At 68.5% G+C, this 21,580-nt stretch carries 25 protein-coding genes and 1 tRNA gene; 17 read left to right on the top strand and 9 right to left on the bottom strand.

Annotated elements, in window-relative coordinates; translation table 11 throughout:
* The first annotated feature begins 171 nt into the window (after positions 1–171).
* The 3 genes from BLT27_RS11865 to BLT27_RS11855 are packed head-to-tail and all read left to right on the top strand — an operon-like array spanning position 172 to position 1,905.
* Entirely contained in the window at positions 172–570 is a 399-nt protein-coding gene (locus tag BLT27_RS11865; RefSeq protein ID WP_089734145.1) for a DUF5820 family protein, read from the top strand.
* Between the two features lie 25 nt (positions 571–595).
* Entirely contained in the window at positions 596–1,048 is a 453-nt protein-coding gene (locus BLT27_RS11860) for a UPF0179 family protein (RefSeq protein ID WP_089734144.1), read from the top strand.
* The gene (locus BLT27_RS11855) at positions 1,045–1,905 is read left to right on the top strand and encodes a hypothetical protein (RefSeq protein ID WP_089734142.1); all 861 of its coding nucleotides are present in this window, start codon (positions 1,045–1,047) and stop codon (positions 1,903–1,905) included. Before BLT27_RS11860 ends, BLT27_RS11855 begins: the two co-directional genes overlap by 4 nt.
* 80 nt (positions 1,906–1,985) lie before the next feature.
* Here the strand turns inward: BLT27_RS11855 and BLT27_RS11850 are convergent, their stop codons facing one another.
* Positions 1,986–2,768 (bottom strand): M14 family metallopeptidase, encoded by a 783-nt coding sequence (locus BLT27_RS11850; RefSeq protein WP_089734139.1) that lies wholly within the window; start codon positions 2,766–2,768, stop codon positions 1,986–1,988.
* A gap of 143 nt (positions 2,769–2,911) precedes the next feature.
* Here BLT27_RS11850 and BLT27_RS11845 point away from each other — a divergent pair, with 143 nt between their 5' ends.
* Together BLT27_RS11845 and BLT27_RS11840 are read left to right on the top strand one after the other, a co-directional pair.
* Entirely contained in the window at positions 2,912–3,634 is a 723-nt protein-coding gene (locus BLT27_RS11845) for a helix-turn-helix domain-containing protein (RefSeq protein ID WP_089734137.1), read from the top strand.
* Between the two features lie 118 nt (positions 3,635–3,752).
* Entirely contained in the window at positions 3,753–4,325 is a 573-nt protein-coding gene (locus BLT27_RS11840; RefSeq protein ID WP_089734135.1) for a hypothetical protein, read from the top strand.
* Between the two features lie 31 nt (positions 4,326–4,356).
* Here the strand turns inward: BLT27_RS11840 and BLT27_RS11835 are convergent, their stop codons facing one another.
* On the bottom strand, positions 4,357–5,196 hold the full coding sequence (locus tag BLT27_RS11835; protein WP_089734133.1) for a proline dehydrogenase family protein: 840 nt from the start codon (positions 5,194–5,196) through the stop codon (positions 4,357–4,359).
* Between the two features lie 198 nt (positions 5,197–5,394).
* Between BLT27_RS11835 and BLT27_RS11830 the strand changes: the two genes are divergently transcribed.
* Genes BLT27_RS11830 through BLT27_RS11805 form a run of 6 tightly spaced genes read left to right on the top strand, consistent with a single transcriptional unit; the run spans position 5,395 to position 11,416 of the window.
* Positions 5,395–6,708, top strand: coding sequence for an ABC transporter substrate-binding protein (locus BLT27_RS11830; RefSeq protein ID WP_089734132.1), 1,314 nt, complete (start codon positions 5,395–5,397; stop codon positions 6,706–6,708).
* 7 nt (positions 6,709–6,715) lie between these two features.
* Positions 6,716–7,627 (top strand): branched-chain amino acid ABC transporter permease, encoded by a 912-nt coding sequence (locus BLT27_RS11825; RefSeq protein ID WP_089734129.1) that lies wholly within the window; start codon positions 6,716–6,718, stop codon positions 7,625–7,627.
* A gap of 1 nt (position 7,628) precedes the next feature.
* Positions 7,629–8,924: a branched-chain amino acid ABC transporter permease gene (locus tag BLT27_RS11820; protein ID WP_089734127.1), complete on the top strand. Its 1,296-nt coding sequence runs from the start codon at positions 7,629–7,631 to the stop codon at positions 8,922–8,924.
* Positions 8,917–9,738: an ABC transporter ATP-binding protein gene (locus BLT27_RS11815; protein ID WP_175526442.1), complete on the top strand. Its 822-nt coding sequence runs from the start codon at positions 8,917–8,919 to the stop codon at positions 9,736–9,738. The genes BLT27_RS11820 and BLT27_RS11815 overlap by 8 nt, the downstream gene beginning before the upstream one ends.
* Positions 9,735–10,448 carry an ABC transporter ATP-binding protein gene (locus BLT27_RS11810; protein WP_089734123.1) on the top strand — a complete coding sequence of 238 codons (714 nt, stop codon included), beginning with the start codon at positions 9,735–9,737 and terminating at the stop codon, positions 10,446–10,448. Before BLT27_RS11815 ends, BLT27_RS11810 begins: the two co-directional genes overlap by 4 nt.
* A gap of 47 nt (positions 10,449–10,495) precedes the next feature.
* On the top strand, positions 10,496–11,416 hold the full coding sequence (locus tag BLT27_RS11805) for a DMT family transporter (RefSeq protein ID WP_390255089.1): 921 nt from the start codon (positions 10,496–10,498) through the stop codon (positions 11,414–11,416).
* A gap of 610 nt (positions 11,417–12,026) precedes the next feature.
* Here BLT27_RS11805 and BLT27_RS11800 read toward each other — a convergent pair.
* Positions 12,027–12,521 carry a DUF309 domain-containing protein gene (locus BLT27_RS11800; protein ID WP_089734118.1) on the bottom strand — a complete coding sequence of 165 codons (495 nt, stop codon included), beginning with the start codon at positions 12,519–12,521 and terminating at the stop codon, positions 12,027–12,029.
* 89 nt (positions 12,522–12,610) lie between these two features.
* Between BLT27_RS11800 and BLT27_RS11795 the strand changes: the two genes are divergently transcribed.
* Both BLT27_RS11795 and BLT27_RS11790 read left to right on the top strand, forming a co-directional pair.
* Positions 12,611–13,204 carry a hypothetical protein gene (locus BLT27_RS11795; RefSeq protein ID WP_089734116.1) on the top strand — a complete coding sequence of 198 codons (594 nt, stop codon included), beginning with the start codon at positions 12,611–12,613 and terminating at the stop codon, positions 13,202–13,204.
* A gap of 52 nt (positions 13,205–13,256) precedes the next feature.
* A tRNA-Leu gene (locus BLT27_RS11790) sits at positions 13,257–13,340 on the top strand.
* A 213-nt stretch (positions 13,341–13,553) separates the two neighbouring features.
* On the opposite strand, the gene BLT27_RS11785 is transcribed toward BLT27_RS11790, so the two are convergent.
* Positions 13,554–13,811 carry a DUF8072 family protein gene (locus BLT27_RS11785; protein WP_089734114.1) on the bottom strand — a complete coding sequence of 86 codons (258 nt, stop codon included), beginning with the start codon at positions 13,809–13,811 and terminating at the stop codon, positions 13,554–13,556.
* A 110-nt stretch (positions 13,812–13,921) separates the two neighbouring features.
* Between BLT27_RS11785 and BLT27_RS11780 the strand changes: the two genes are divergently transcribed.
* Positions 13,922–14,728 (top strand): inositol monophosphatase family protein, encoded by an 807-nt coding sequence (locus tag BLT27_RS11780; RefSeq protein WP_089734112.1) that lies wholly within the window; start codon positions 13,922–13,924, stop codon positions 14,726–14,728.
* A 54-nt stretch (positions 14,729–14,782) separates the two neighbouring features.
* Here the strand turns inward: BLT27_RS11780 and BLT27_RS19780 are convergent, their stop codons facing one another.
* Positions 14,783–14,950, bottom strand: coding sequence for an FmdB family zinc ribbon protein (locus tag BLT27_RS19780; RefSeq protein WP_175526441.1), 168 nt, complete (start codon positions 14,948–14,950; stop codon positions 14,783–14,785).
* An 86-nt stretch (positions 14,951–15,036) separates the two neighbouring features.
* Here BLT27_RS19780 and BLT27_RS11775 point away from each other — a divergent pair, with 86 nt between their 5' ends.
* Both BLT27_RS11775 and BLT27_RS11770 read left to right on the top strand, forming a co-directional pair.
* A complete protein-coding gene (locus tag BLT27_RS11775) occupies positions 15,037–15,495 on the top strand; it encodes an Lrp/AsnC family transcriptional regulator (protein WP_089734110.1) in 459 nt (152 codons plus the stop codon).
* Between the two features lie 75 nt (positions 15,496–15,570).
* Positions 15,571–16,695, top strand: coding sequence for a DUF63 family protein (locus tag BLT27_RS11770; protein ID WP_089734108.1), 1,125 nt, complete (start codon positions 15,571–15,573; stop codon positions 16,693–16,695).
* Here BLT27_RS11770 and BLT27_RS11765 read toward each other — a convergent pair.
* The 4 genes from BLT27_RS11765 to BLT27_RS11755 all read right to left on the bottom strand — a co-directional run bounded on the left by BLT27_RS11765 (position 16,692) and on the right by BLT27_RS11755 (position 19,879).
* Positions 16,692–16,907 (bottom strand): hypothetical protein, encoded by a 216-nt coding sequence (locus BLT27_RS11765; protein ID WP_089734105.1) that lies wholly within the window; start codon positions 16,905–16,907, stop codon positions 16,692–16,694. The two genes, BLT27_RS11770 and BLT27_RS11765, sit on opposite strands and share 4 nt — an antisense overlap.
* Positions 16,908–16,985: 78 nt before the next feature.
* Complete coding sequence (locus tag BLT27_RS11760; RefSeq protein ID WP_089734103.1) at positions 16,986–18,701, bottom strand: YcaO-like family protein; 1,716 nt, start codon at positions 18,699–18,701, stop codon at positions 16,986–16,988.
* 61 nt (positions 18,702–18,762) lie between these two features.
* Positions 18,763–18,909 carry a hypothetical protein gene (locus BLT27_RS19775; RefSeq protein ID WP_175526440.1) on the bottom strand — a complete coding sequence of 49 codons (147 nt, stop codon included), beginning with the start codon at positions 18,907–18,909 and terminating at the stop codon, positions 18,763–18,765.
* A 184-nt stretch (positions 18,910–19,093) separates the two neighbouring features.
* Positions 19,094–19,879, bottom strand: a complete 786-nt coding sequence (locus BLT27_RS11755; protein ID WP_089734194.1) for an alpha/beta fold hydrolase — start codon at positions 19,877–19,879, stop codon at positions 19,094–19,096.
* A gap of 270 nt (positions 19,880–20,149) precedes the next feature.
* On the opposite strand from BLT27_RS11755, the gene BLT27_RS11750 reads away from it, so the two are divergent.
* Positions 20,150–21,562: a sodium-dependent transporter gene (locus BLT27_RS11750; protein WP_089734101.1), complete on the top strand. Its 1,413-nt coding sequence runs from the start codon at positions 20,150–20,152 to the stop codon at positions 21,560–21,562.
* Positions 21,563–21,580: the final 18 nt, after the last annotated feature.

Below are 21,580 nucleotides of genomic sequence, written 5' to 3'. Positions count from 1 at the left end.
GCGACCGTCGGAGGGTCGCGTCGGCACCGCTGGAACCCGGGTTTAAGTACGGGCGGCTGTCGGTGCTTCCCCGACCCACCGGACACCCGGCACGCGTCGTCCGGTTCCCGCCGTGTCCACTCGCCCGACGAGACCGGGAGTCATTAACCGGCCCCGACCCAACCGTCGCCCATGAGCGACTTCGCGGACCTGCCCGACGGGTGGGTCGTCTGGAACGAGGAGCCCGACGGCCGCTGTGTCCTCGCCTACCGCCCCGACGTGTTCGACTCGGCCGAGTTCCCCGCGCCGTGTCTGCCGACGCTGTACCTCACACGCGGCCGGCGCAACCACCGCCGCCCCGGCGTCTCCCGCGAGGACGCCGTCTCCGGCGACTGGTACGTCACCCTCTACCTCGAACCGGACGTCCAGCTGCAGGAGACCAACCGGTTCGAGAGCCGCGAGGCGGGCGTCGCGGGCACCGTCGAACTCGCGCAGCGGTTCGCCGACGGCGAGATCGACCCGGACGACGTGTACCAGGTTCCGCGCGAGGAGTACATCGCGAAGCTGCACGCGCTGACGGGACAGTCTTAACCGGACGCCTCGCGTACGACACGGCATGTCGAAGGTCACGCTCATCGGGGCACGGCTCGCCGACCCCGGGGCCCAGTTCGTCTACGAGGGCGAGGCGAGCGCCTGCGAGGGCTGTCCCTACCGCAGTCAGTGTCTCAACCTCACCGACGGCGTCAAGTACCAGGTGACGGACGTGCGCCAGAACGCACAGACGCTCGACTGTGCCGTCCACGACGAGGGCGTCCGCGCCGTCGAGGTCGAGGCCGTCGGCGTGCGGGCGAACGTCCCCTCGCGACAGGCCTACGCCGGGAGCAAGGTCGACCTCGCCGGTCCGTGCCCCCACACGGACTGCCCGAGTCACGAGCTCTGCGAGCCCGACGGTGCCGAACTCGACGAGGAGCACCGCATCGCCGAGGTCGTCGGCGACCCGCCCCACGAGTACTGCCACCTCGACCGCGAGCTGACGACGGTCGAGTTCGCACCGAAAGAGGACGCATGAGCGAGGACCCACCGGAGGAGCCCGCAGACGACGGGGAACCAACCGACGACGGGGAGCCCGCCGACGAGGACCTCGTCGAGAACACCGTCGCCGCACAGCTCGACACGGAGGACCCAACGCCCGCCGAGGCGGTGCTCGCGGCCGGCCTCTCGCCGCTGCTCTCGCTCGGCTCGCAGGCGACGGGTGCGCTCGGGCTGCCGGAGCCGACCGTCCTCGCCACCGACGTCCTGAGCCACCCGGCCGAGGAGCGGTTCCGGTCGTCGGCGCGTCGGTACGCCGACCGGTTCGACGTGCCACTGCTCGCCCCCGAGGGGCTGTCGGACGCGGGCACGGACCTGCCCGTCGAGGACCCCCTCGGGACCGCGGCGGAGACGGTCGTCAGGAACGCGGGCCGCTGGCAGGGGCAGCTGCTCGCCCAGCTCGTGTACGAGCCCGACGACCCCGACCCGTACCTCGCGCTCGCGGTGCTGCTGGAGCGGCTGGAGCGTGCCGCCGTCGGAGCGACGGAGGCCCACGAGACCGACGCGGACACCGAGCACCTGCTCTCGACGAGCCTGGCCGTCCTCGCCCGGCTCGTCTCCCTCGTCGAGACCGACACGTCCGTCGACGACGACACGTACCGCGACGCGGTGCTGGCGAGCTACCACGTCGAGGTCGCGACGGGCGGCGAACCAGGGTTCGACCCGTCCGCACGGACCGACGCCGAGTGTCGCCGCATCGTCCGCCTCCAGGGGGCGCTGCTCGCGTTCGATACGTTCGACCGGCCGGCCGACGAGGTCGCAGCGCTCACCGGCGTCGGCCCGGAGGCGCTCCTCGCGGCCATCGGCCGCCGCGACACCGCGGCCAGCAGTGCCTGAGGGCACGACTGGACCGCGACGGCCGGCGGCCGGGTGGGTCAGCTACGCTGGTCGACGCGAGGCGAGAACGACCGTAGTCGTCAGCCGACGTAGCCGACCCTGTCGGCGGCGTAGCCGAACACGTCCTCGTAGCCGGAGGAGGACATCAACACCGGGTAGAACTGCTCCTCGGCGACGACGGACTCGCCGTCGACGGCCGCGTACGTCGTCCCCTCGTCGACGCGCTCGAAGTTCTCCACGAACACCTCGTACTCGCTCGCGGGCCCCTTCGGGATGCGCCGGACGAGCCGGAACACGGGCGTGTCCCTGGCGGGCGCGACCCCCGGGAGGACCCCGGTCGCGGTCAGGAACGAGAGCACGAGCAGATAGCCGTTCGCGGCGGCGTCCTCGGTACCCTGGAGCCCGCACTCCACCTCGATGGTGTCGGGGACCGCCTTGAAGATACGACCCTCGACGAACCGGCCGGTCTCGACCACCGACGCGACCGGCAGCCGCGGACAGACCGTCCGGGCGAGGTCGTCGACGCCGTCGACCACGGCGAACGGTTCGGCGTGGGACTGCGTGGAGTGCAGCGCGAGCGTCCGGCAGCCCTCCAGCTCGTGGGCCAGCTCGTACGCGAGCCGTTTCTCGTGTGTCTCGCTGTCCGGATAGCCCGGGAACGCACGGTTCAGGTCCTCCTCGACGTAGCGGACCCCCCGCTCGGCGGCCGCCTCGTTCGCGACGACCAGCTTGACCGGTCGGCGCACCTCGGGCGCATCGCGGAGCAGTCGCTCGATGGCACGGATACCACAGGGCTCGTCGCCGTGGATGCCGCCGACGACGGCGACCTCGGCGCGACCCTCCCCCAGCTTCGTGACCTGCATTCGTCACGTCCCATGGGTCGTGGGGAGTAAAACCGTTCGAACCGAGGCCGGCCCAGTCGGGAGGAGTCGACCCGCTCCCGACCATGGTCGGCCAGGGTATGTTTGGTCGACACACACTAACGTCTGGACGAACTGTTCAATCTATGGCGTTGGCCGACCAGACACCGGGCACGAGACTGACGCTGGAGCTGTGGCATCCGAACTGCTGGGCGATCGAGGCGACAGAACGACGTAACGGCGGCGTTCTCGCCCACGCCATCTACGACTCGCCCCGAGCCGACGCGCTACCGACGAACTCGGTCAACGGACTGTTCACCGCCTACGGTGCGACCGAACGCGAGGTCGAGCAGCTGCTCGACGCCATCCGGGAGACCGAGCACGCAGGGGAGGTCCAGGAGCTCCAGCAGCGGTTCGGCCGGGCGCGGAACGCGCCGGGCAACGTGGTCCGCGAGTTCTTCCTCGAGTACAACCCGAACGACATGGTCTGCCCGACCCTGCTCCAGCACGGCTTCGTCCACAGCGCACCAGTGCGCATCGAGGACGGTCGCGAGGAGTGGCAGGTGGGATTCGCAGGCGAGCGGAACGAGATACAGACGCAGCTCGACTGCGTCCGCGAGGAGGCCGAGGCTGAGGTGACGGTCTCCGCGATCACCTCGTCGGAGTCGGGGACCAGGTCGCCGCGCGAACAGCGTCTCGACACCCTCACCGCCGCACAGCGCGACGTGTTCGAGCACGCCCGCGAGGCCGGCTACTTCGAGTGGCCACGGGGCACCTCGACCCGCGAGCTCGCCGACGACATGGACATCTCGAAGACGACGCTGCTCGAACACCTGCGCAAGGCCGAAGCGAAGCTGCTGGACCCGTAGCGGAGCGGTTGGTTCGTCTGTCAGTACCAACGTTTTGCTGGGTGGACTCTCGATGGAGGCGCTGGTACGTTCGACAGTTCACAATAACTGATATACTGTTTCGAATTCATGTTGGGGTATGGGTTTCGTCGCCACTGACATCGCAAACGTGCCAACGGAAGGCTACGACTGGTATATTATGCTTCTCGAAGATGGCTGGAACGACGACCTCAGAGACACGCTGAGCGATAACTTCGAGAACCTCGCAGAGAGAGTTGGTTCGGATGCCCTGGTAGTCAAGGGGCTCGACTGGGAGACGTTCTATCCGAGGGGATTCGACAGGAACGTGGTTGAAACGGACAGTCCGTCAGCAAGACCGCCCCTTCCCGCCTTCCTCATCACGAACAGGCCGCCGAACGAGGTGGACTGGACCAAAGCCAGTGGACTAGCGACGCCAATTCCGAAAGTACTGTTCTTGCCGCTGTCGGAGTACGACCAATCCGCAGCGAGACTCGGGGACTTTCTCGAAACGCTCGCCCAAACGCTACAGAACCCGGAGTCCATCGAGGCACTACAGATGGGTCACGACGGACCGATAGAGGAGCACTGGGCGTGGTTGGACAGATATCTCACCCTGAACCCGAACTTCCTCGGATTCGGGGTGGACGTGAACGAGATTATCTCCGATCTCATCGAGGAGGGCGACCCCTGACCCCGAGAAAATCTCTCCGTGGCGACCCGCCTCACCGCCCGACCACGGCACGCAGCGCGAACAGCGCGTTCGACTTGCGCTCGCGGACCCGCCGGTAGAAGTACGAGAACCACTTGCCGCCGTAGGGGACGTACTGCCAGACATCGACGCCCTCCGCGGCGAGGTCGAACTGGGCCTCCTCGCGCACGCCCATGAGCATCTGGACCTCGTAGGGCGTGCCGTGTTCGGCGTGCAGCTCTGCCGCGTAGTCGACCATCGCGGGGTCGTGGCTGCCGACCGCGACGCCGTCGTCGAACGCCTCGAACATGAACGCGAGGAGGTCGCGGTACACCTCGTCGACCTTCGCCTTCTGCCGGTACGCGATGTCGCCGGGCTCGTCGTAGGCACCCTTGACGAGGCGGACCTTCCCGGGCAGCTCGGCGAGCCGCGCGAGGTCGTCCCTAGTCCGTCTGAGGTTCGCCTGCACGCAGACGCCGACGTTCCCGTCGGTTTCGCGGGCGTGGCGCTCGAACGCGTCGAGGGTCACGTCGGTCGTCGGGTGGTCCTCCATGTCGACCCAGACGAACACCCCGTGGTCGTCGGCGACCGCGACGATGCGAGCGAGGTTCTCGCGGAACGCGTCGTCCGAGAGCGAGAGCCCGATCTGGCTGGGTTTGACCGAGATGCAGGCGTCGAGGTCGTCCCGGGCGATGGTCTCGGCGAGGTCGATGTACGCGTCGGCGTCCGCGTCCGCGTCGGCGCGGTCGTCGTAGTGCTCCCCGAGGAGATTCAGGATGACGGCGACGTCGCGGCGGTTCAGCTCGCGGGCGTGCTGGACCGCCGCCGCCGGCGACTCGCCCGCGACGAAGTTGTTCGCGATGGGTGGTATCATGCCTCTACGTCGGCGCTCGTCCCCCCTATACCGGCACCCGACCATTTACTGCTGGCCGGTGGGAAATGAATATATTTCTTGAGAGAGAACGACACACATGCGGAGAGGTTATCGTTACCACTCCCCAACGTGTCGTAGAGTGCCCGACCATGGTAGGTCAGGGGTTAACTCTACACGTATAATTATTCACCACAGACCATGACATCAGACAGCAAGGGAGCGATGGACAGGAGAACCGTACTCAAGGTCGGTAGTGGCGCGGGCGTCGCCGCACTGGCCGGTTGTATCAGCACGAACAGCGACGACGGCGGGGACACCGACACGCCGACCGATGGTGGTGGTGGCGGCGGTGGCGACAACACGCAGACGACCGACGGCGGTGGTGGGGGTGGGACGAACAGGTACGAGATCGGGATGGTCGACGCGACCACCGGCTCGCTCTCGGCGTTCGGCCAGCGCAACCAGCGCGGGAAGGACCTCGCGCTCGCGGCAGTCAACGACGTCGGCGTCAAGGACGGCGAACTCGGAATCGTCGTCGAGGACTCCGCCTCCGAACCACAGGGCGGTGTCTCGGCCGCACAGAAGCTCGTGAATCAGGACGGCGTCCCGTTCCTCATCGGCGCGGTGGGCTCGGGGGTATCGCTGGCTATCTACGAGAGCGTCGTCCAGGGCACCGACGTGGTCCAGCTCAGTCAGAACTCGACCGGTCTGAGCCTGAGCAACTTCCCGGGGCTGCTCCGGATGTCGCCGACGGGCAGCACGCAGTCCCGCGCGCTCGCGAACATCATCGCTGAGGACGGCCACGACAGCGTTGCGGTCACGTACGTCAACAACGACTACGGCCAGAGCCTCGCCGACGCATTCGTCGAGAACTGGGACGGTGAGATCGCGTACAACAACTCCCACGACCAGGAGCAGCAGTCCTACTCCAGCGTCGTCTCCCAGATGAACAGTTCGGGCGCGGACGCCTGGCTCTTCATCACGTACCAGCCGGAGTTCGCGACGATGGTCAACGAGATGTACTCCAGCGGGTACGACGCGCCGCTGTACGGCGCTGACTCCGTCTCCGGGACGGACGTGCTCGAGAACACCCCGGAGGGCAGCATGGACGGCATGAAGATCGTCGTCCCGTCCGCGCCGGTCGAGGAGGAGAACTACCAGCAGTTCGTCTCCGAGTTCGAGGCCGAGTACGACGAGCAGCCGACCGTCTGGTCCGCCTACGCCTACGACTGCGTCATCAACGCGGCGCTGGCGGTACAGGCCGCGGACGAGTTCACCGGCGCGGCGCTCCAGGAGACCGTCCGCGAGGTCACGCGGCCCGAGGGCGAGCAGGTGACCTCCTACGAGGACGCACAGCAGATCCTCGCCGACGGTGGCGGCCCGAGCGACGTCGACTACCAGGGCGTCAGTGGCCCCATCGACTTCGACGAGAACGGCGACCCGAAGGGGTTCCTGCAGATCCTCGAGGTCCAGGGCCACGACTACGTCGGCATCGGCTTCATCGAAGGCTAAGCCACCGATGCCCCTTCTGGAATATCTCGCGAACGGGCTGATATTCAGCAGTATCATCGTGCTCGGGAGCATCGGGCTCTCGCTCGTGTACAGCATCGCCGACTTCGCGAACTTCGCCCACGGCGACACGATGACCATCGGGGCCTACACGGCACTGCTGACCTTCGGTGCCATCGGCAGCCTCGGTGGCGCGGTGCTGGGTCTTCCGTTCGGCTTCTTCGTGGCGCTGCTGGCCGGCATCGCCGTCGCGGCGCTCGTCGCCGTCGTCACCGAGCGGGTCGTCTACAAGCCGATGGACGTCGGCTCCATCGGGATGCTCATCACGTCGATCGGTATCGCGTTCATCTACCGGGCGATACTCCAGTTGCGCTTCGGGGCGGACTTCACCCGCTACGACGTGCAGACGCTCCGGCCCATCGAGTGGCTCATCCCGTACGGCATCCGCATCACCGAGCACGACGTCGCCATCGTCCTCTCGGCGGCCATCCTCGTTACCGGGCTGCACCTGCTGCTGCAGTACACCGACCTCGGCCGGAAGATGCGCGCGATGGCCGACAACCCCGAGCTCGCCCGCGTCAGCGGCATCCGGACCGACCGGGTGAAGCTCTGGACGTGGGTCATCGGGGCCGGGCTGGCCGGGGCCGGCGGCGTGTTCCTGGGCCTCTACAACCAGCTCTCCCCGCGGATGGGCTTCTCGCTGCTGTTGCTCATCTTCGCGGCCGTCATCCTCGGCGGCATCGGCTCGGTGTACGGCGCGATGCTCGGCGGGTTCCTCATCGGGATGATAAACCAGCTGATGCCCATCCTGACTGACTACGGCATCCCCATCGGCATCGAGTACGCGAACGCGGTCGCGTTCGTCATCATGGTCGCCGTCCTGCTCGTCAGACCGAACGGCATCATGGGGGAGGCGACCTGAGATGAGCTGGCTCACCGACCCGGTCGGCGAGTTCACCGACCTGACCCGTGCGGAGCAGGGCGTCACGCTGTTCGTCGTCGCCTTCGCCGCGTTCCTGTTCATCGGACTGCTGTCCGGTGGGCTCGGTCCGTCCTACTTCCTGTTCCTGGTCGGGCTCGCGAGCATGTACGCGCTGCTGTCGCTGGGGCTGAACTCCCAGTGGGGGTTCACCGGCCTCATCAACTTCAGCGTCGCCGCGTTCTTCGGTATCGGTGCGTACGGCACCGTGCTGTTGAGTGCGAGCTCCTCTCCGGTCCGCGAGGCCCTGCTCGACGCGGGCGTCCCCGGGGTGCTTCTCAACCCCGTCGTCGGCCTCGTCGTCGCCATCGTGGTGGCGGGGCTCATCGCGGTCGCCATCGGGATTCCGACGCTGCGGCTGCGTGCGGACTACCTCGCCATCGCCTCGCTGGGCCTGGCCGAGGTCATCCGCCTCATCGTGCTGAACCAGCAGGACTGGACGAACGGCAGCGCGGGCGTCCGCGGTATCCCGAGCTTCTTCGTGGGCTGGCCGGTGCTCTCGGACTTCCCGTCGGCGATGCCCGAGGTCGTCGTCGACCTGGTTCCGGGTGGCTCGGTCACGCTCTCACCGCCCCTGATCGACTGGGGTCTCACGTTCGGGCAGGACATCGTGCTCGGGACGCCGTTCTGGCGCGCCCTGTTGAACGTCTCGCTCGTGCTCGTGTTCCTCGGGGCCAGCTACGGCGTGCTCCGGCGGGTCCATCGCTCGCCGTGGGGTCGCGTGCTCCGGACCATCCGGGCAGACGAGGACCTCGCCCGTGCGCTCGGCAAGGACACGTACTCGTTCAAGATGCAGTCGTTCGTGCTGGGCAGCCTCGTGATGGCGCTGGCCGGCGTGTTCTACGCCCACCTGAACCTCTACGTCAGCCCCGGAGATCTGGACCCAATCACGACGTTCTACGTCTGGGTCGCGGTCATCCTCGGCGGGAGCGGCTCGAACCGCGGCGCGCTGTTCGGCGGCTTCGTCGTCGTCGCCATCCGCGAGGGGACCCGCTTCTTCAGCGACCTCGGAAGCATCATCTTCGACGTCGGCTCGACCGAGGTCGTCATCTCGCTGGGCATCGAGGGCGGGCCGATGCGGCTGCTGCTCATCGGAGTCATTATCGTGGTCCTGATGCGCTTCCGCCCGGAGGGCCTGCTGCCGCCCCAGCGGGAGCTCATCTGGCCGGGGACCGTCGACGAGGTACCGGAGGGGCCAGACGTCGGTGTCCGCGATGCACGGGGTGGGACCGATGAGTGAGGGTGCAACCTCCATGCGCGAGCGCCACGAGGGCGCCGACATGGAGAAGGAGGACGTGGTCCTCCGCGTCGACGACCTCCAGAAGCGCTTCGGCGGCCTCGTCGCGACCGACCACGCGAGCTTCGCGGTCGAACGCGGCACCATCACCGGCCTCATCGGGCCGAACGGTGCCGGGAAGTCGACCATCTTCAACCTCATCTCGGGCTTCTACGAGCCCGACGGCGGTCGCGTCGAGGTCAACGGCATCGACGTCACCGGTCGGGAGCCCTACGAGATCGCCGACGCCGGCCTCATCCGGACGTTCCAGACCCCGCGCAAGCTGGAGGGGATGACCGTCCGGGAGGCGATGCTCGTCGGCCCGCGGAAACAGCCCGGCGAGTCGTTCGTGAAGCTGTTCACCGACCCCGAGGGCGTCGCCGCGGCCGAGTCGGCCAACCTGGCTGAGGCCCAGCGCATCCTGGAGGAGTTCGAGATCGACCACCTCGCGACCCAGCCCGCGACCGACATCTCGGGCGGGCAGATGAAGCTGGTCGAGCTCGCCAGAGCGATGCTGGCGGACCCCGAGATACTGCTGCTCGACGAGCCGGTCGCCGGCGTCAACCCGACGCTGCGCAACGACCTCGCCGAGCAGATCCGCCGGCTCAACGAGCAGGGAACCACGTTCTGTATCATCGAGCACGACATGGAGTTCGTCATGAAACTCGCCGACCCGGTCGTGGTGCTGAACCAGGGGAACGTGTTGATGGAGGGACCGCCCGACGCGGTCCAGACCGACGAACGCGTCATCGACGCCTACCTCGGGGGTGACGCATGAGCGAGAACAGAGTCCTCGAACTGGCCGACGTGGACAGCGGGTACGGGGACGTCCAGGTGCTCACCGACCTCTCGCTGCACGTGAACGAGAACGAGATCGTCTGCCTCATCGGCCCGAACGGGGCCGGCAAGTCGACCGTGCTGAAGACCGCCTTCGGGCTGCTGTCGCCGTGGACCGGGTCGGTGACCTACCACGGCGACCAGATCGGCGGGATGGCCCCCGAGGACATCGTCCGCGAGGGCATCGGCTACGTCCCACAGACCGACAACGTGTTCGGCTCGCTGACCATCGACGAGAACCTCCGCATGGGCGGCGTCGCCCGCGAGAGCGGCCTCGACCGGGTCATCGGGGACCTGTACGACCAGTTCGCGCTGCTGGACGAGCGCCGGAAGTCGAAGGCACGCACGCTCTCCGGCGGCCAGCGCCAGGTGCTCGCGTTCGCCCGGGCGCTCGTGATGGAGCCGGACGTGCTCCTCATCGACGAGCCGTCGGCCGGCCTCGCCCCGAACACCGCCGACGAGGTGTTCGAGCACGTCCAGGCCGTGAACGACCTCGATACGGCCATCCTCATGGTCGAACAGAACGCGAAGAAGGGACTGGGAATCTCCGACCGTGGCTACGTGCTCGACCAGGGCACCGTCCGCTTCGAGGACGCCGCCGACGGCCTGCTCGACAACGAGGAGGTCTCGAAGCTGTACCTCGGCGCGTAGCCCCCAGCCCGCCACGCTCAGCACCCGTTTCCGCACCAGTGACCGACATCCGACGCTACGTCTTCGCGCTCGCCCCGCTCGCAGCCGCGGCGCTGTGGGGCGGGATGTACGTCGTCAGCAAGTGGAGCTTCGGGGCCATTCCGCCGCTGACGCTCGGTTTCCTGCGGGTGGTCGTCGGGAGCGCGGTCCTCCTCGGCGTGCTCGGTCTGGGGGACGGCCGGTCGACGGTCGACCGCGCCGACTGGCCGACGTTCGTCGCGCTCGGCGTGTGGGTCACACTCACGAACGCGACGCAGTTCGTCGGCACGGAGCTGACCACCGCGAGCGAGGCGTCGCTGCTGACCGTTCTGACCCCGGTCGCGACCGTCTTCCTCGGGGCCGTCGCGCTCGGCGAGCGGGTGACCCCGGCGAAGACCGCCGGCATCGCCACCGCCCTCGCCGGCACCGTCGCCATCGTCGCCGGGCAGTACGACCTCGCCGCGGTCGGTGCCGGGAGCCTGCTCGGCGTCGTGCTCCTGCTCGCGGCGAGTGTCACCTGGGCGGCCTACACGGTCCAGGGCGTCCGCGTCGTCCGTCGGTACTCCGCGCTGACCGCCGCGACGTACGCGACCGTCGCCTCGGTTCCGATGCTCGGCGCGCTGTCGGCCGTCGAACTCGCCGGTACGCCCGGTGGGCTGGCGTCGCTCCCGACGGACACCACGTCCGTCCTCGCCGTGCTCTACCTCGGCGTTGGCGCGACTGCGACCGCCTGGTACCTCTGGTACAAGGGGCTCGAGTACGTGCCCGCCGGGACCATCTCGGTGTTCTTCTTCGCCCAGCCGGTCGTCGGCGCGGCCCTCGGCGCGGCGCTGCTCGGCGAGACGCTCGGCCCGGGCTTCGCCATCGGCGGCGCGCTGATGGCGCTCGGCATCTGGGTCGTGAGCCGGGAGCGGGCCGAGGAGAGCGAGGAGGAGTCGGCGACTGCCTGAGTACGCGGGTCAGTCCAGTCCTCTCGTACCCTTCAATTACCACCCCGTTTTGCGAAATCCGATACCTATCCGAAAGTAGGGAGTGCCAGTTCTGTCACTCGAGAAATGAGGTGTCACCTGAACCCCGGAGCCATCGGGATTATCACATTCGAACCTCGTGTTCTACCTGGAGATGAAGGTCCAGAAAGGTGAGCTGGATTACGTATATCGAACCTTCAGTAGGGACGTACGGGGCCGTTCTACCGATTGGACTGGATTGACGAACGATGAACTGGAAATGTAAACGCTGCGGAACGATACACACCCAAAACCCGGTCGAGTGTAGGAATTGTTCTAACAGCAACTTCCGGCCGATGACCGCGGAAGAGATAGCCAGTGAGTCGACAGGTGTCGAGTCACCGGAGCCAATCGATCCCGATGACTCGGCACGCACCGTATCGAGTATGGAAGGAGGAGACAGTTCGCCGGACGTGAATCTCGATGGCAGTATCGCCCGCGGTGATTCCAAAGCGTCGGACGATACCGCGAGTGACTCCAGCCTCTTTTCGAGATTCCGCTCACTGATTCCCTTTCTCTAATCAGGCACCGCCCCAACACTCACTGCTCTAGCTCACTCCAGCCGCTCGGCGTACTCGAAGTCGAGCTCGCGTGCGGTCGGGACGTCGCCGTCGAGTTCGATCTGCCAGCCGTGGAGCACCTGGGGGTCATCGAGCGCGTTCGTGAGCGTCGTCCGCACGTCGAGCACGTCGACGCCGTAGTAGTCGGGTGGGACGCCCTGGAAGTACTGGAGCGCCGTCCCGAACAGGCTGCGCATGCCGCCGTCGTCCTCGAAGTCGAAGTGCTTGTACGCGCCGGCGGCCACCTGCACCATCCCGTGGAGGAACTTCGACTCCGTCGAGCCACGGCCGTAGTTGTACCACTCGTCCTCGAAGCAGTCGTGGCTCTCGTGGAACTCGCCGCTGTTGTACAGCCGGACCCCGTGGATGACCGCGCGGCGGAGCGTCCCGTGCTCCCAGCCGTTGGACTCCGGCCGGTCCGCACGCCAGCCCGCCGGGTCGCCCCTCGCGGGCGGTGCGACCCCGGTGTCCAGCGTGTGTTCGTCCATCGGTTCCACGTACGGTCTCCCCCGGCATACTCCTTCGGACTCCCGCCGAAATGACAAGACATTTTATCCGACCTGTCGGTCGTTCGACCATGGGAGACGCTCGACGCTCCGAGTCCAGCGGCCCGGACGTCGGGTCGCTCCGCGAGTCACCGCGCGAGTGGCTTGTCGCCTACGGACTGTACGTCGAAACCGCGCTCGTCGCCGTCTTCGTCGTCCTCGCGGTCGTCTCGCTGGTGGTGCTGTTCTTCGCCGCGCTCCTCTCGCTCCCGACGGGACCGCCGCCCGAGAACGGCGCGGCGGGGAGTAGCCAGGGGACCGCACTCGGCGACCTCGGGACCGTCCTGTTCAACGGCGGTCTCCTCGTCACCGTCGGGCTCGGCGTCCTACTCGTCGGCCACGCAGTCGCCGAGTTGCTCGTCGCCGCGGAGTCGGGCCGCGACCTCGACCTGGGCGACCCGGCCGACCTCGCTTACGGCGGAATCAGGACCCTCCAGACCGCCGGCGCGCTGGTGTTCACCGCCACAGTCGTCGCGGGCTACGTGCTCGCCACGGCAGGCGTCATCACGGACGACATCGGCCGGACGCCCGGGCTCGTCGTCCTCGGTGCCGGCGGGACGATGGTCGGGAGCGTCGTCCTCCACGCGCTCGGTCGGGGTGTCCGCGTCGTCGTCGACGCCCTGTAGGTCGTGCCGGTTCGCAACGTTTTACCGGTCACCGCGACGAGGTGGAGCATGTGCGAGGGTAGCCAAGCCTGGAAACGGCGGCGGACTCAAGATCCGCTCCTGTAGAGGTCCGAGGGTTCAAATCCCTTCCCTCGCATGCTGGCACGAGTGAACACGAGTGCCAGAATGCACGAGGGAGGGATTTGGGCCAGGGAGCAGCTCGCTGCGACCGTGGTTCAAATCCCCTCCCTCGCATGAGGGCGCGAAACCACGCGCCTGAATGCGGCAAGACGGAGCGTCTTGCCCTCGCAAACACTTTCGAAAACACGTTCGAGAGCGACAGGTCCGAATCCGCTCCAGTAGCGCGAACTCACACCGCCTCGACGCCGGTCGCGTCGCCCACGACGGTCCAGCCGTCGTCGCCTTCGCGCGCGACGAGCAGCGTCTCCTCGTCGTCGCCGTTCACGATGCGGTAGGCGGTGCCGTCGTCGGTCTCGCCCTCGGCCTCCAGGTCGTCCTGGAAGAACTCGGCGCTGCGCATCGAGAGCTCGACCGTCGAGCCGTCGGCGAAGGTGAGGCGCACGGGCTCCGGTGCGATGTTGTACAGTCGCTTCGCGAGTCGGTTCATACCCGACTCGTGTGCGTCGGTCGGCAAATCGGCGTCGGTCCGGCGCGGTCGGCGGCGGCGCGCAGTCGACGAACCGGGGGCCTTTTTGCGCGGCTCTCCCGAGTGAGTGCATGACCGACGACGCAGCACGTGCTCGACTGGTCGAGCGCGCCGCACGCTCCGGGGCGGCCGTCGCCGAGGCGGGCTTCCGGACCGACATCGCCGTCGAGGAGAAGGACGGGAAGACCGACGTGGTGACCCAGGCGGACCGGGACGCCCAGCGCGAGGTGGTTGCGACCATCCGCGACGAGTTCCCCGAGGACGCCATCGTGGGAGAGGAGGACGACGAGCTGAAGGCGGTGCCGGACGACGGCCCGGCGTGGATCATCGACCCCATCGACGGGACGAACAACTACGTCCGCGGCTTCTCCGTGTGGGCGACGAGCGTCGCGGCGGTCGTCGACGGGGAGCCGGTCGCGGCCGCCAACATCCTGCCGGCGCTGGGCGACTCGTACGTCGCCGACAGTGGGCACGTGGCACTGAACGGTGACGAACTGGCGGTCAGCGACGTCTCCGACCCCGAGCGGGCGGTCGGCTGCCCGACCATCTGGTGGCCCCGGGGGCGGCGCGACGAGTACGCGGCGGCCTGCAGAGAACTGGTGCAGCGCTTCGGCGACATGCGCCGCGTCGGCTGCGCACAGGCCGCCCTCGGGATGGTCGCCTCGGGCGGGCTGGAGGCGACAGTCACGAACGTCGAGACGAACCCCTGGGACACCGTCGCCGGCGTCCACATGGTCCGGCAGGCCGGCGGGACGGTGACCGACATCGACGGCGAGCGCTGGCGACACGACAGCCGCGGGCTCGTGGCGTCGAACGGCGCCGTTCACGACGAGGCGCTGGCCGCGGCGCAGGCCGTCGAGGACGTGCGGCTGGGGTAGCGTCGCGGACCCGACCGTCTTGGAGCGACGGGACGTGAGCCGTTCGGCGACGGCTCACGCCGTGGATAGCGCCCTGATCTTCGTCGACCGACACTCGGGACACGCGACCGCCGACATATCCGACTTCGTCGACTCGAACTCCGTCTCGCATCGGTCACAGACGTACTCGAACGTTTGTTCGTCGTTACTGAACAGCCCTCTGACCGAGTGTAACAGACCCATGACCAACGTGAACGTACAGCACGGTCGGTGATAAAACTCGGGGCGGGAGGGGGGCGTTTTTTCCCCTCGGGATGGTACCACGGGGTATGGAACTCGACGAGACCGACCGGCAGATCCTCCGTATCCTCCAGGAGAACGCGCGGACGACGTTCAGCGAGGTCGCCCGTCGCATCGACATGTCGAGCGCGACGGTCCACGACCGCGTCGGCCGGCTGGAGGACGCCGGCGTCATCGAGGGCTACCACGCGAAGGTGGACCCGAAGGCCATCGACCTCGGCATCTCGGCCATCATCGGGCTCAGGGTTGAGCAGGGCCGCGAGCAGGACACGCTGGAGCGATTGCAGGACATCGCGGGCGTCCAGGAGGTCCACCTGACGACCGGCGAGTGGGACGTGATGGCCCGCGTGTACGCCGGGGACGCCGACGCGCTGCGGGAGCTGATGTTCGACCGCATCGCCCAGATGGACGGCTTCGCGCGCTCCCAGACCATGGTCATCCTCGGGACCCCACACGAGTCCGAGGAGCTGCCCATCGCCGAGGAGTAGTCGGCCGGGGACTCGCGGGTGACCGCGCGAGGGGAGACCAGAAGGGTAATGGCCCATCCGGCCACCCGTCGGTGTATGAGCGACTTCATCGACCGCATCGGCATCGAACGGGCGTGGGTCGGCGCGGTCGGCCTGCTGACGGCCGTGTTCGGCCTCGGGTCGGTGCTGTTCCCGCGTGCGGTGTACGCGAACTTCGTCTGGCAGTACTTCTGGGGGCCCGTCTACGCCGACGCCCACAACTGGAACTGCGTGGCCTGGGCCGACGGCGCACAGGTCCAGCCCCAGAGCTGCGGCTCGGTCCCCGCGAGCCTCGGACCGGTCGCCGAACCGGGCTACACCGTCGTGAGCGAGATCGGCTACGCCCTCATCCTGCTGCTGATGCTCGTCGGCGTCGGCCTGCTGGTCAAGCGCCTCCGCATCCAGCGCTACCGGGCGCTGTTCTACGGGCTGTTCCCGTTCATGTTCTTCGGGGGTACCCTCCGGGTCATCGAGGACGTGAACGACGCCGCCCGGGACACCGCCGGGCAGGCACCCGTCTTCGAGTACCCGCTGAACACCCTCTTCATCAGCCCGGTCATCTACTTCACCGTCTTCTTCGTCGCGCTCGCGGCCGTCGTCGTCGCCGTCTATCTCGCCGAGAACGTCGTCGACAGGGAGTTCGAGTACCCGCTGTTCGCCATCGGGGCGACCCTCCTCGCTGCCAACCTGCTGTACTTCGTCTGGGCGGCGGCGGCCCAGCCGTACGTCTCGTTCCACCCGCAGGTCGCCGCCGTGGTGCTCGTCGGGGCGACGGTCGTCGCGGGCGGGGTCTGGTACGGCATCGAGACGCTGCGGCCGAGCATCAACGCCGGCACCGGCTTCATGGGCGCGGTCGTGCTCTGGGCCCACGCCGTCGACGGCGTCGCCAACTTCGTCGGCCTGAACCTGATGCCGACGCTCACCGGGCTCTCGAACCTCCAGGGCAAGCACCCGGTCAACCGGTTCATCGTCGACGTGGCCGGCCAGTACCTGCCCGCCTACCTCGACGCCTTCCCGTTCCTGGTCGTGAAGATGGTCGCGGCGACGTTCGTGCTCTGGGTGTTCGACGAGACGGTGTTCGACGACAGCCCGCGTTTCACCGTGATGCTGCTCGTCGCCATCGTCGCCGTCGGCCTCGGCCCCGGAACCCGTGACATGGTCCGCGCCACGCTGTACGTCTAGGCCAGCTCCTCCAACGTCTCTCGCGGGAAGTAGCGTTCTCCGCAGTCCGCACACTCCGCGAGCACCAGCTCGCGCTCGACGCCCACGCCGAGTGACACCCCCGAGACGGTCGTCCGCGACAGCTGGCCCCCGCAGGCGGCACAGGCCAGTTCGAACTCCGATACTGGTTCTCCCCCGGCCGTCGAGCGCTCGTCCATGTGAGAGTTCGACACCTGGATCGGACTACCACGGAGGATGAGTTAAACCTCCGCACAGACCGCCGAACACGGCAGTTCCCGGGCGTCGCCGGGTCAGGGATACGGGTGGTGCTGGCGGTTCAGCCGCGTCTCGAACCCGAGCGACTCGGGCACCGTCTCGGCCCGCGTGCCGAACGCCGGGATGTCCGTGAACAGCGGCTGTGCGCCCGGGACCACGACCCGGACCGCCTCGAAGCCGGCCGTCTCGACGTCGGCGGGCGTGAGCCGGCTCGCGTACGGCGTCAGTCCGGCGTCGGCCACCCGCTCGACCAGCGCGTCCACCGCGGCGCTCCCCGACGGCACGTCGTCCGGGCCGACGCTGCTCGCCGGAATCGGCCCGCCCGAGTCCAGGAAGTCAGCCGCCGCCGACGGGAAGTCGGCGAACCGGCCGATGGCGCCTGACTCCTCGCTGGCGTCGGCGCGACCCATCGACCGCAGCTCCATCCAGTTCTGGAGCGCCTCAGCGAGCGCCGACCGCGCCGCAGCGTCGGGGTCGAGCGCGGCGTCCGAGCCGACCGCGAAACGGGGCCAGTCGCCGCCCTCGCGGTGGACCGCCACGGCGACCACCGGCACGTCCACGTCCTGCGTGACGAGCAGCGCCGTCGTCTCCAGGTCCTCCGCGCGAGCACGCCGGGCCAGCCGCTCGTAGTCCGCGTCGTCGACCCGCAGTTCGAGCGGCTCGAACGTCGAGTACCAGGCGAGCATCGTCGCGTCGCGCTCGACAACCTCGGTCAGTCCGGCGACGAGCGCGTCGGCTCCTGACGTGCCGAGGCCCAACCCGGTCGTGATGGCCGTCGTGTACCGTTCCTCCGGCGGCGGGAAGTGGACGAGTTCGGCCGGGATGGGCACCTGCTCGTCGGTGGCGAGGTTCGTCGCCGTCGTCCACGGAACCGGTTGCTCCGGGTCGACCGGCGGGGCGTCGTCGCCCCGGACCGCCGCGTCGGGCGAGACGCCGTTGTCGACCATCCCCGGCGGGGCCTGCTCGAACTCCCCGTTCCGGTAGATGGCCGCGCTGTAGCGCTCCAGCGCCTCCCCCACGGCCTTCATGAACGCCGCGTTCCAGTCGTCGGCGACGCCCGCCGCCTGCCCCGGTGCGCTCGCGTCGGAGTAGACCGACGTTTCGGCGGTCGTCGCGAGGTAGTACGGCGCGGGGAACGACTCCAGCTCGCCGATGTCGCTGACCAGCCCGATCCGCCCGTCGAGCGTGCGCTCGGCGCATTCGACCGCCTCGTCGAGGCTCACCTCGGCGTCGCCGCGTCGGAGCTCGTCGTCCGTGGTCCCACAGCACCCTGGCACCGGCAGGAACCGGCGGTCCTCGTGGGGCAGCTCGTGGATGGCCCCGACCAGGTCGGCGGGCGACGTTCCATCGTCGGCATCGACGGCCGCGACGGCCTCGCGCCCCGCCACCGCCCCCGCCAGTCGCGCCGTCGGCCGGTCGACGCCCCCGTCGTCGGTCTCGCTCGCGTTCGAGCCGACCCTGGCCCGCAGGCAGTCGAAACAGCCCCGGCCCGGCGCGAGCCCGGACACTGCGGCGTCGACGCCGGCGACGGGGTAGCCGCCGATGCCGCCCAGTTCGACCGCCAGCCACGGCCCGTCGGCGGCCCCGTTCGCGGTTCCGAGGGCGTCGTCGCCCGTCGCCGCCACGACCACGGCGAGGTCGGCACCCGCGATACCGTCGGGGTCGACCCGTGTCGGCTCGACCTCGGTGTCCGCCAGCGCGGCTGCGACCGCCTCGGCGGCCGGTCCGTCACCCGCGATTCGTACGTCCATGTCGCCGTCGTCGGGTGGCGACGAGAAAAGTCCGACGCTCTCCGGTGTCGGTTCCCCGCTCTCAGATGTGCTCCTCTTCGAGCACCCAGCCGAGCGCTCGCTTGTAGTACGTGAACATCTGCTTGACGCCCTCGTGTTTCATGTCCTCGTCGTCCAGCTCCTCCATCAGGAACTCGTACTGCTCGCGGATCTCCTCTTCACTTCGCATACTCTCGTCTGTGGGTGCTGTTCGGAAGTGTCTTTCTTCGAGTGGGTCGGCGACGCGTGTTCGGTCCGCGGGCGGTTCCGCCTGTTCCGTGAGCACTCCGTCGACCCCGACGCGCTCGGTCTCGCGAGAGCTTCGGTCTCGCCAGCACGCGCCGGTGGTCGAGTTCGGCCTTCGAAACCGCTGGTCAGTACACCTCCGCCAGGAACTCCCGGAGGGCGTCGTTCACCACCGCGGGGTTCTCCACGTTCGAGGAGTGACCGGCCTCGGGGACCTCGACGAACCTGGCGTCCGGAATCGCCTCGGCCATGGACTCGCCGTACTCGGGGTCGATGGAGCGGTCCTCCGCCCCGTGGACGACGAGCGTCGGCACGTCTATCTCGTCGAGGCGGTCGGCGACGCCCGGGCGGTTCAGCCACGAGTGCACCTCGTCGTGGACGGCCTCGCCGGGGTAGGTGAGCCAGCGGTTCCGCCAGGACTCGACGAGTTCGGGGTCCGCCTCGTTCGTCGTCGGCCCGAACAGGATGTGCGAGACCACCTCGGCGAGGTCCGCCGGCATCTCCGCGGCGGCCTTCGCGCGGTCGACCATCCCGCCGTAGCGCTCGCGGTCCTCCTCGGGGTGGGGCTGAGCCATGCTGTCAATCAGGACGAGTCCGTCGAGCACGTCGGGGTAGCGCAGCGCGAACCGGAGCGCCATGAACCCGCCCATCGACATCCCGCCGAGGACACAGGAGTCGATGCCGAGCTCGTCGACGAGGGTGCGACAGTCGTCGGTCAGGTCGTCGAGGTCGTAGGGGCCCTGCCAGTTGTCGGTGCGGGCGCGGCTGTCGTAGGTGACGACCCGGTAGTCGTCGGCGAGCGCGTCCTGCTGGGGCCGGAACATCGCCCGGTCCATCAGCGTCCCGTGGCTGAGCACGAGCGGGGGACCGTCGCCGCGGTCGTCGACGAGCGTGTCCGTCCGGTGGCGGTACATCTCGGTGGCTGGACCGAGGTCGTTGGGGAGTGTTGTCACACGCCGCAGTTCTGCGAGGAGGCACAAATAGCTACGTCGCGGCCACCGGTGCCCCGAGAGTCAGACGGCCCCCAGCGCCTGCTGCCAGCGCGTGGCGACCGCAGCGGGTTCGATTCGCACCCTCTCCGAGTTGTACAAACGTCCGACAGAGCCTCTGAATAACGTGATATTTGGGGATTGATGGTTCGAGATTCGTAACGCTCTTGAGGGGGCGCGGACCCGTGGCTATCAATGGCACGTGAATCGTGGACGGGGCGGATCGGCTTCGTCCTCGCCGCCGCTGGCAGCGCAGTCGGACTGGGGAACCTCTGGCGGTTCCCGTGGATGACCGCCGAGAACGGCGGGAGCGCGTTCCTGCTCGTCTACCTGGGCATCGTTCTGGCGGTGGGTGTTCCGGGGCTGCTCGCGGAGTTCGTCATCGGGCGTCGCTCGCAGAAGAGCCCCGTCGGCGCGCTGCGGGACCTCTCCGGGTCGCGCAACTGGGGCCGCGTCGGGCTCCTGAGCGTCCTCGCCGGCCTCGTGCTGCTCTCGTTCTACAGCGTCGTCGGCGGCTGGATACTGCGCTACTTCCTCGCCTCGCCGACGGGTGCGTACTTCGAAAACCCCGGCGCGTACTTCGGCAGCATCTCGTTCGGCCCGGAAGCGGCCGCGTTCCACGTCCTCTTCCTCCTGCTCACCGCGGGCGTCGTCTACGGCGGCGTGCGTGACGGCATCGAGCGCGCGACGACGGTGATGATGCCCATCGTCTTCCTCGCGCTCATCGGGCTCTCGGTGTGGGTCAGCGGGCTCTCCGGCGCGTCTGCGGCCTACGAGTTCTACCTCTCGTTCGACGTCGGCGCAATACAGGCCAGCTTCCTCGACATCGTGCTCGCGGCGGCCGGACAGGCCCTGTTCACGCTCTCGGTCGGGGCGGGCACCATGATAACCTACGCGAGCTACGTCGGCGAGGACCGCTCGCTCCCGGCGGACGCGACGCTCGTCGCCGTGCTCAACACCACCGTCGGCGTGCTCGCCGGCCTCGTCGTCTTCCCGCTCCTGTTCTCGACCCCCGGCGCGGACGTCGAGACCAGCGGCCCGGGCGCGCTGTTCGTCGGTGTCGCCACCGCGTTCTCCGAACTCCCCGCCGGTCGGCTCGCCGCCGCCGGCTTCTTCGCGGTCGTCGCGCTCGCCGCGCTCTCGTCGTCCATCAGCATGCTCGAAATCGTCGTCGCGTACCTCGTCGACGAGCGCGACCGCAGCCGGCAGGAGGCGGTCCTCGGGGTCGGCGGTATCGTCCTCGTCACCGGGACCGCCAGCGCGTTCACCCCCCAGCTGTTCGAGGCGCTCGCCGGTCCCGTCGTCGACTTCGTGCTCACGGCCGGGCTGTTCGCCTTCGTCGTCTTCGCGGCGTGGGTGCTCGGCGACGCCGCCGTCGACGAGTTCGGCCGCGGAACGCAGTTCTCGTCGGGGCTCGCCGACGCCTGGCGGCTCCTCGTCGGGGTCATCATCCCGCCGTTCCTCGCCTTCACGCTGCTCGTGGGCGTGTTCGAGCTGCTGGGCGTCACGCTCCCATCGTGGCAGCTCGGGCTCGCGGGGATCGCGGTCGCCGGCACCGTGGTCGCCCTCGTCCGCTGGACCCGCGACGCCTACGGGGCGGCCGCCTGAGACGACGGCTCGCCGCCG

The organism is Haloarchaeobius iranensis, assembly GCF_900103505.1.
In the GTDB taxonomy this organism is placed as follows: domain Archaea; phylum Halobacteriota; class Halobacteria; order Halobacteriales; family Natrialbaceae; genus Haloarchaeobius; species Haloarchaeobius iranensis.
Note: the sequence above shows the minus strand (reverse complement) of the source record. Positions and strands in the feature narration are given on the sequence as shown.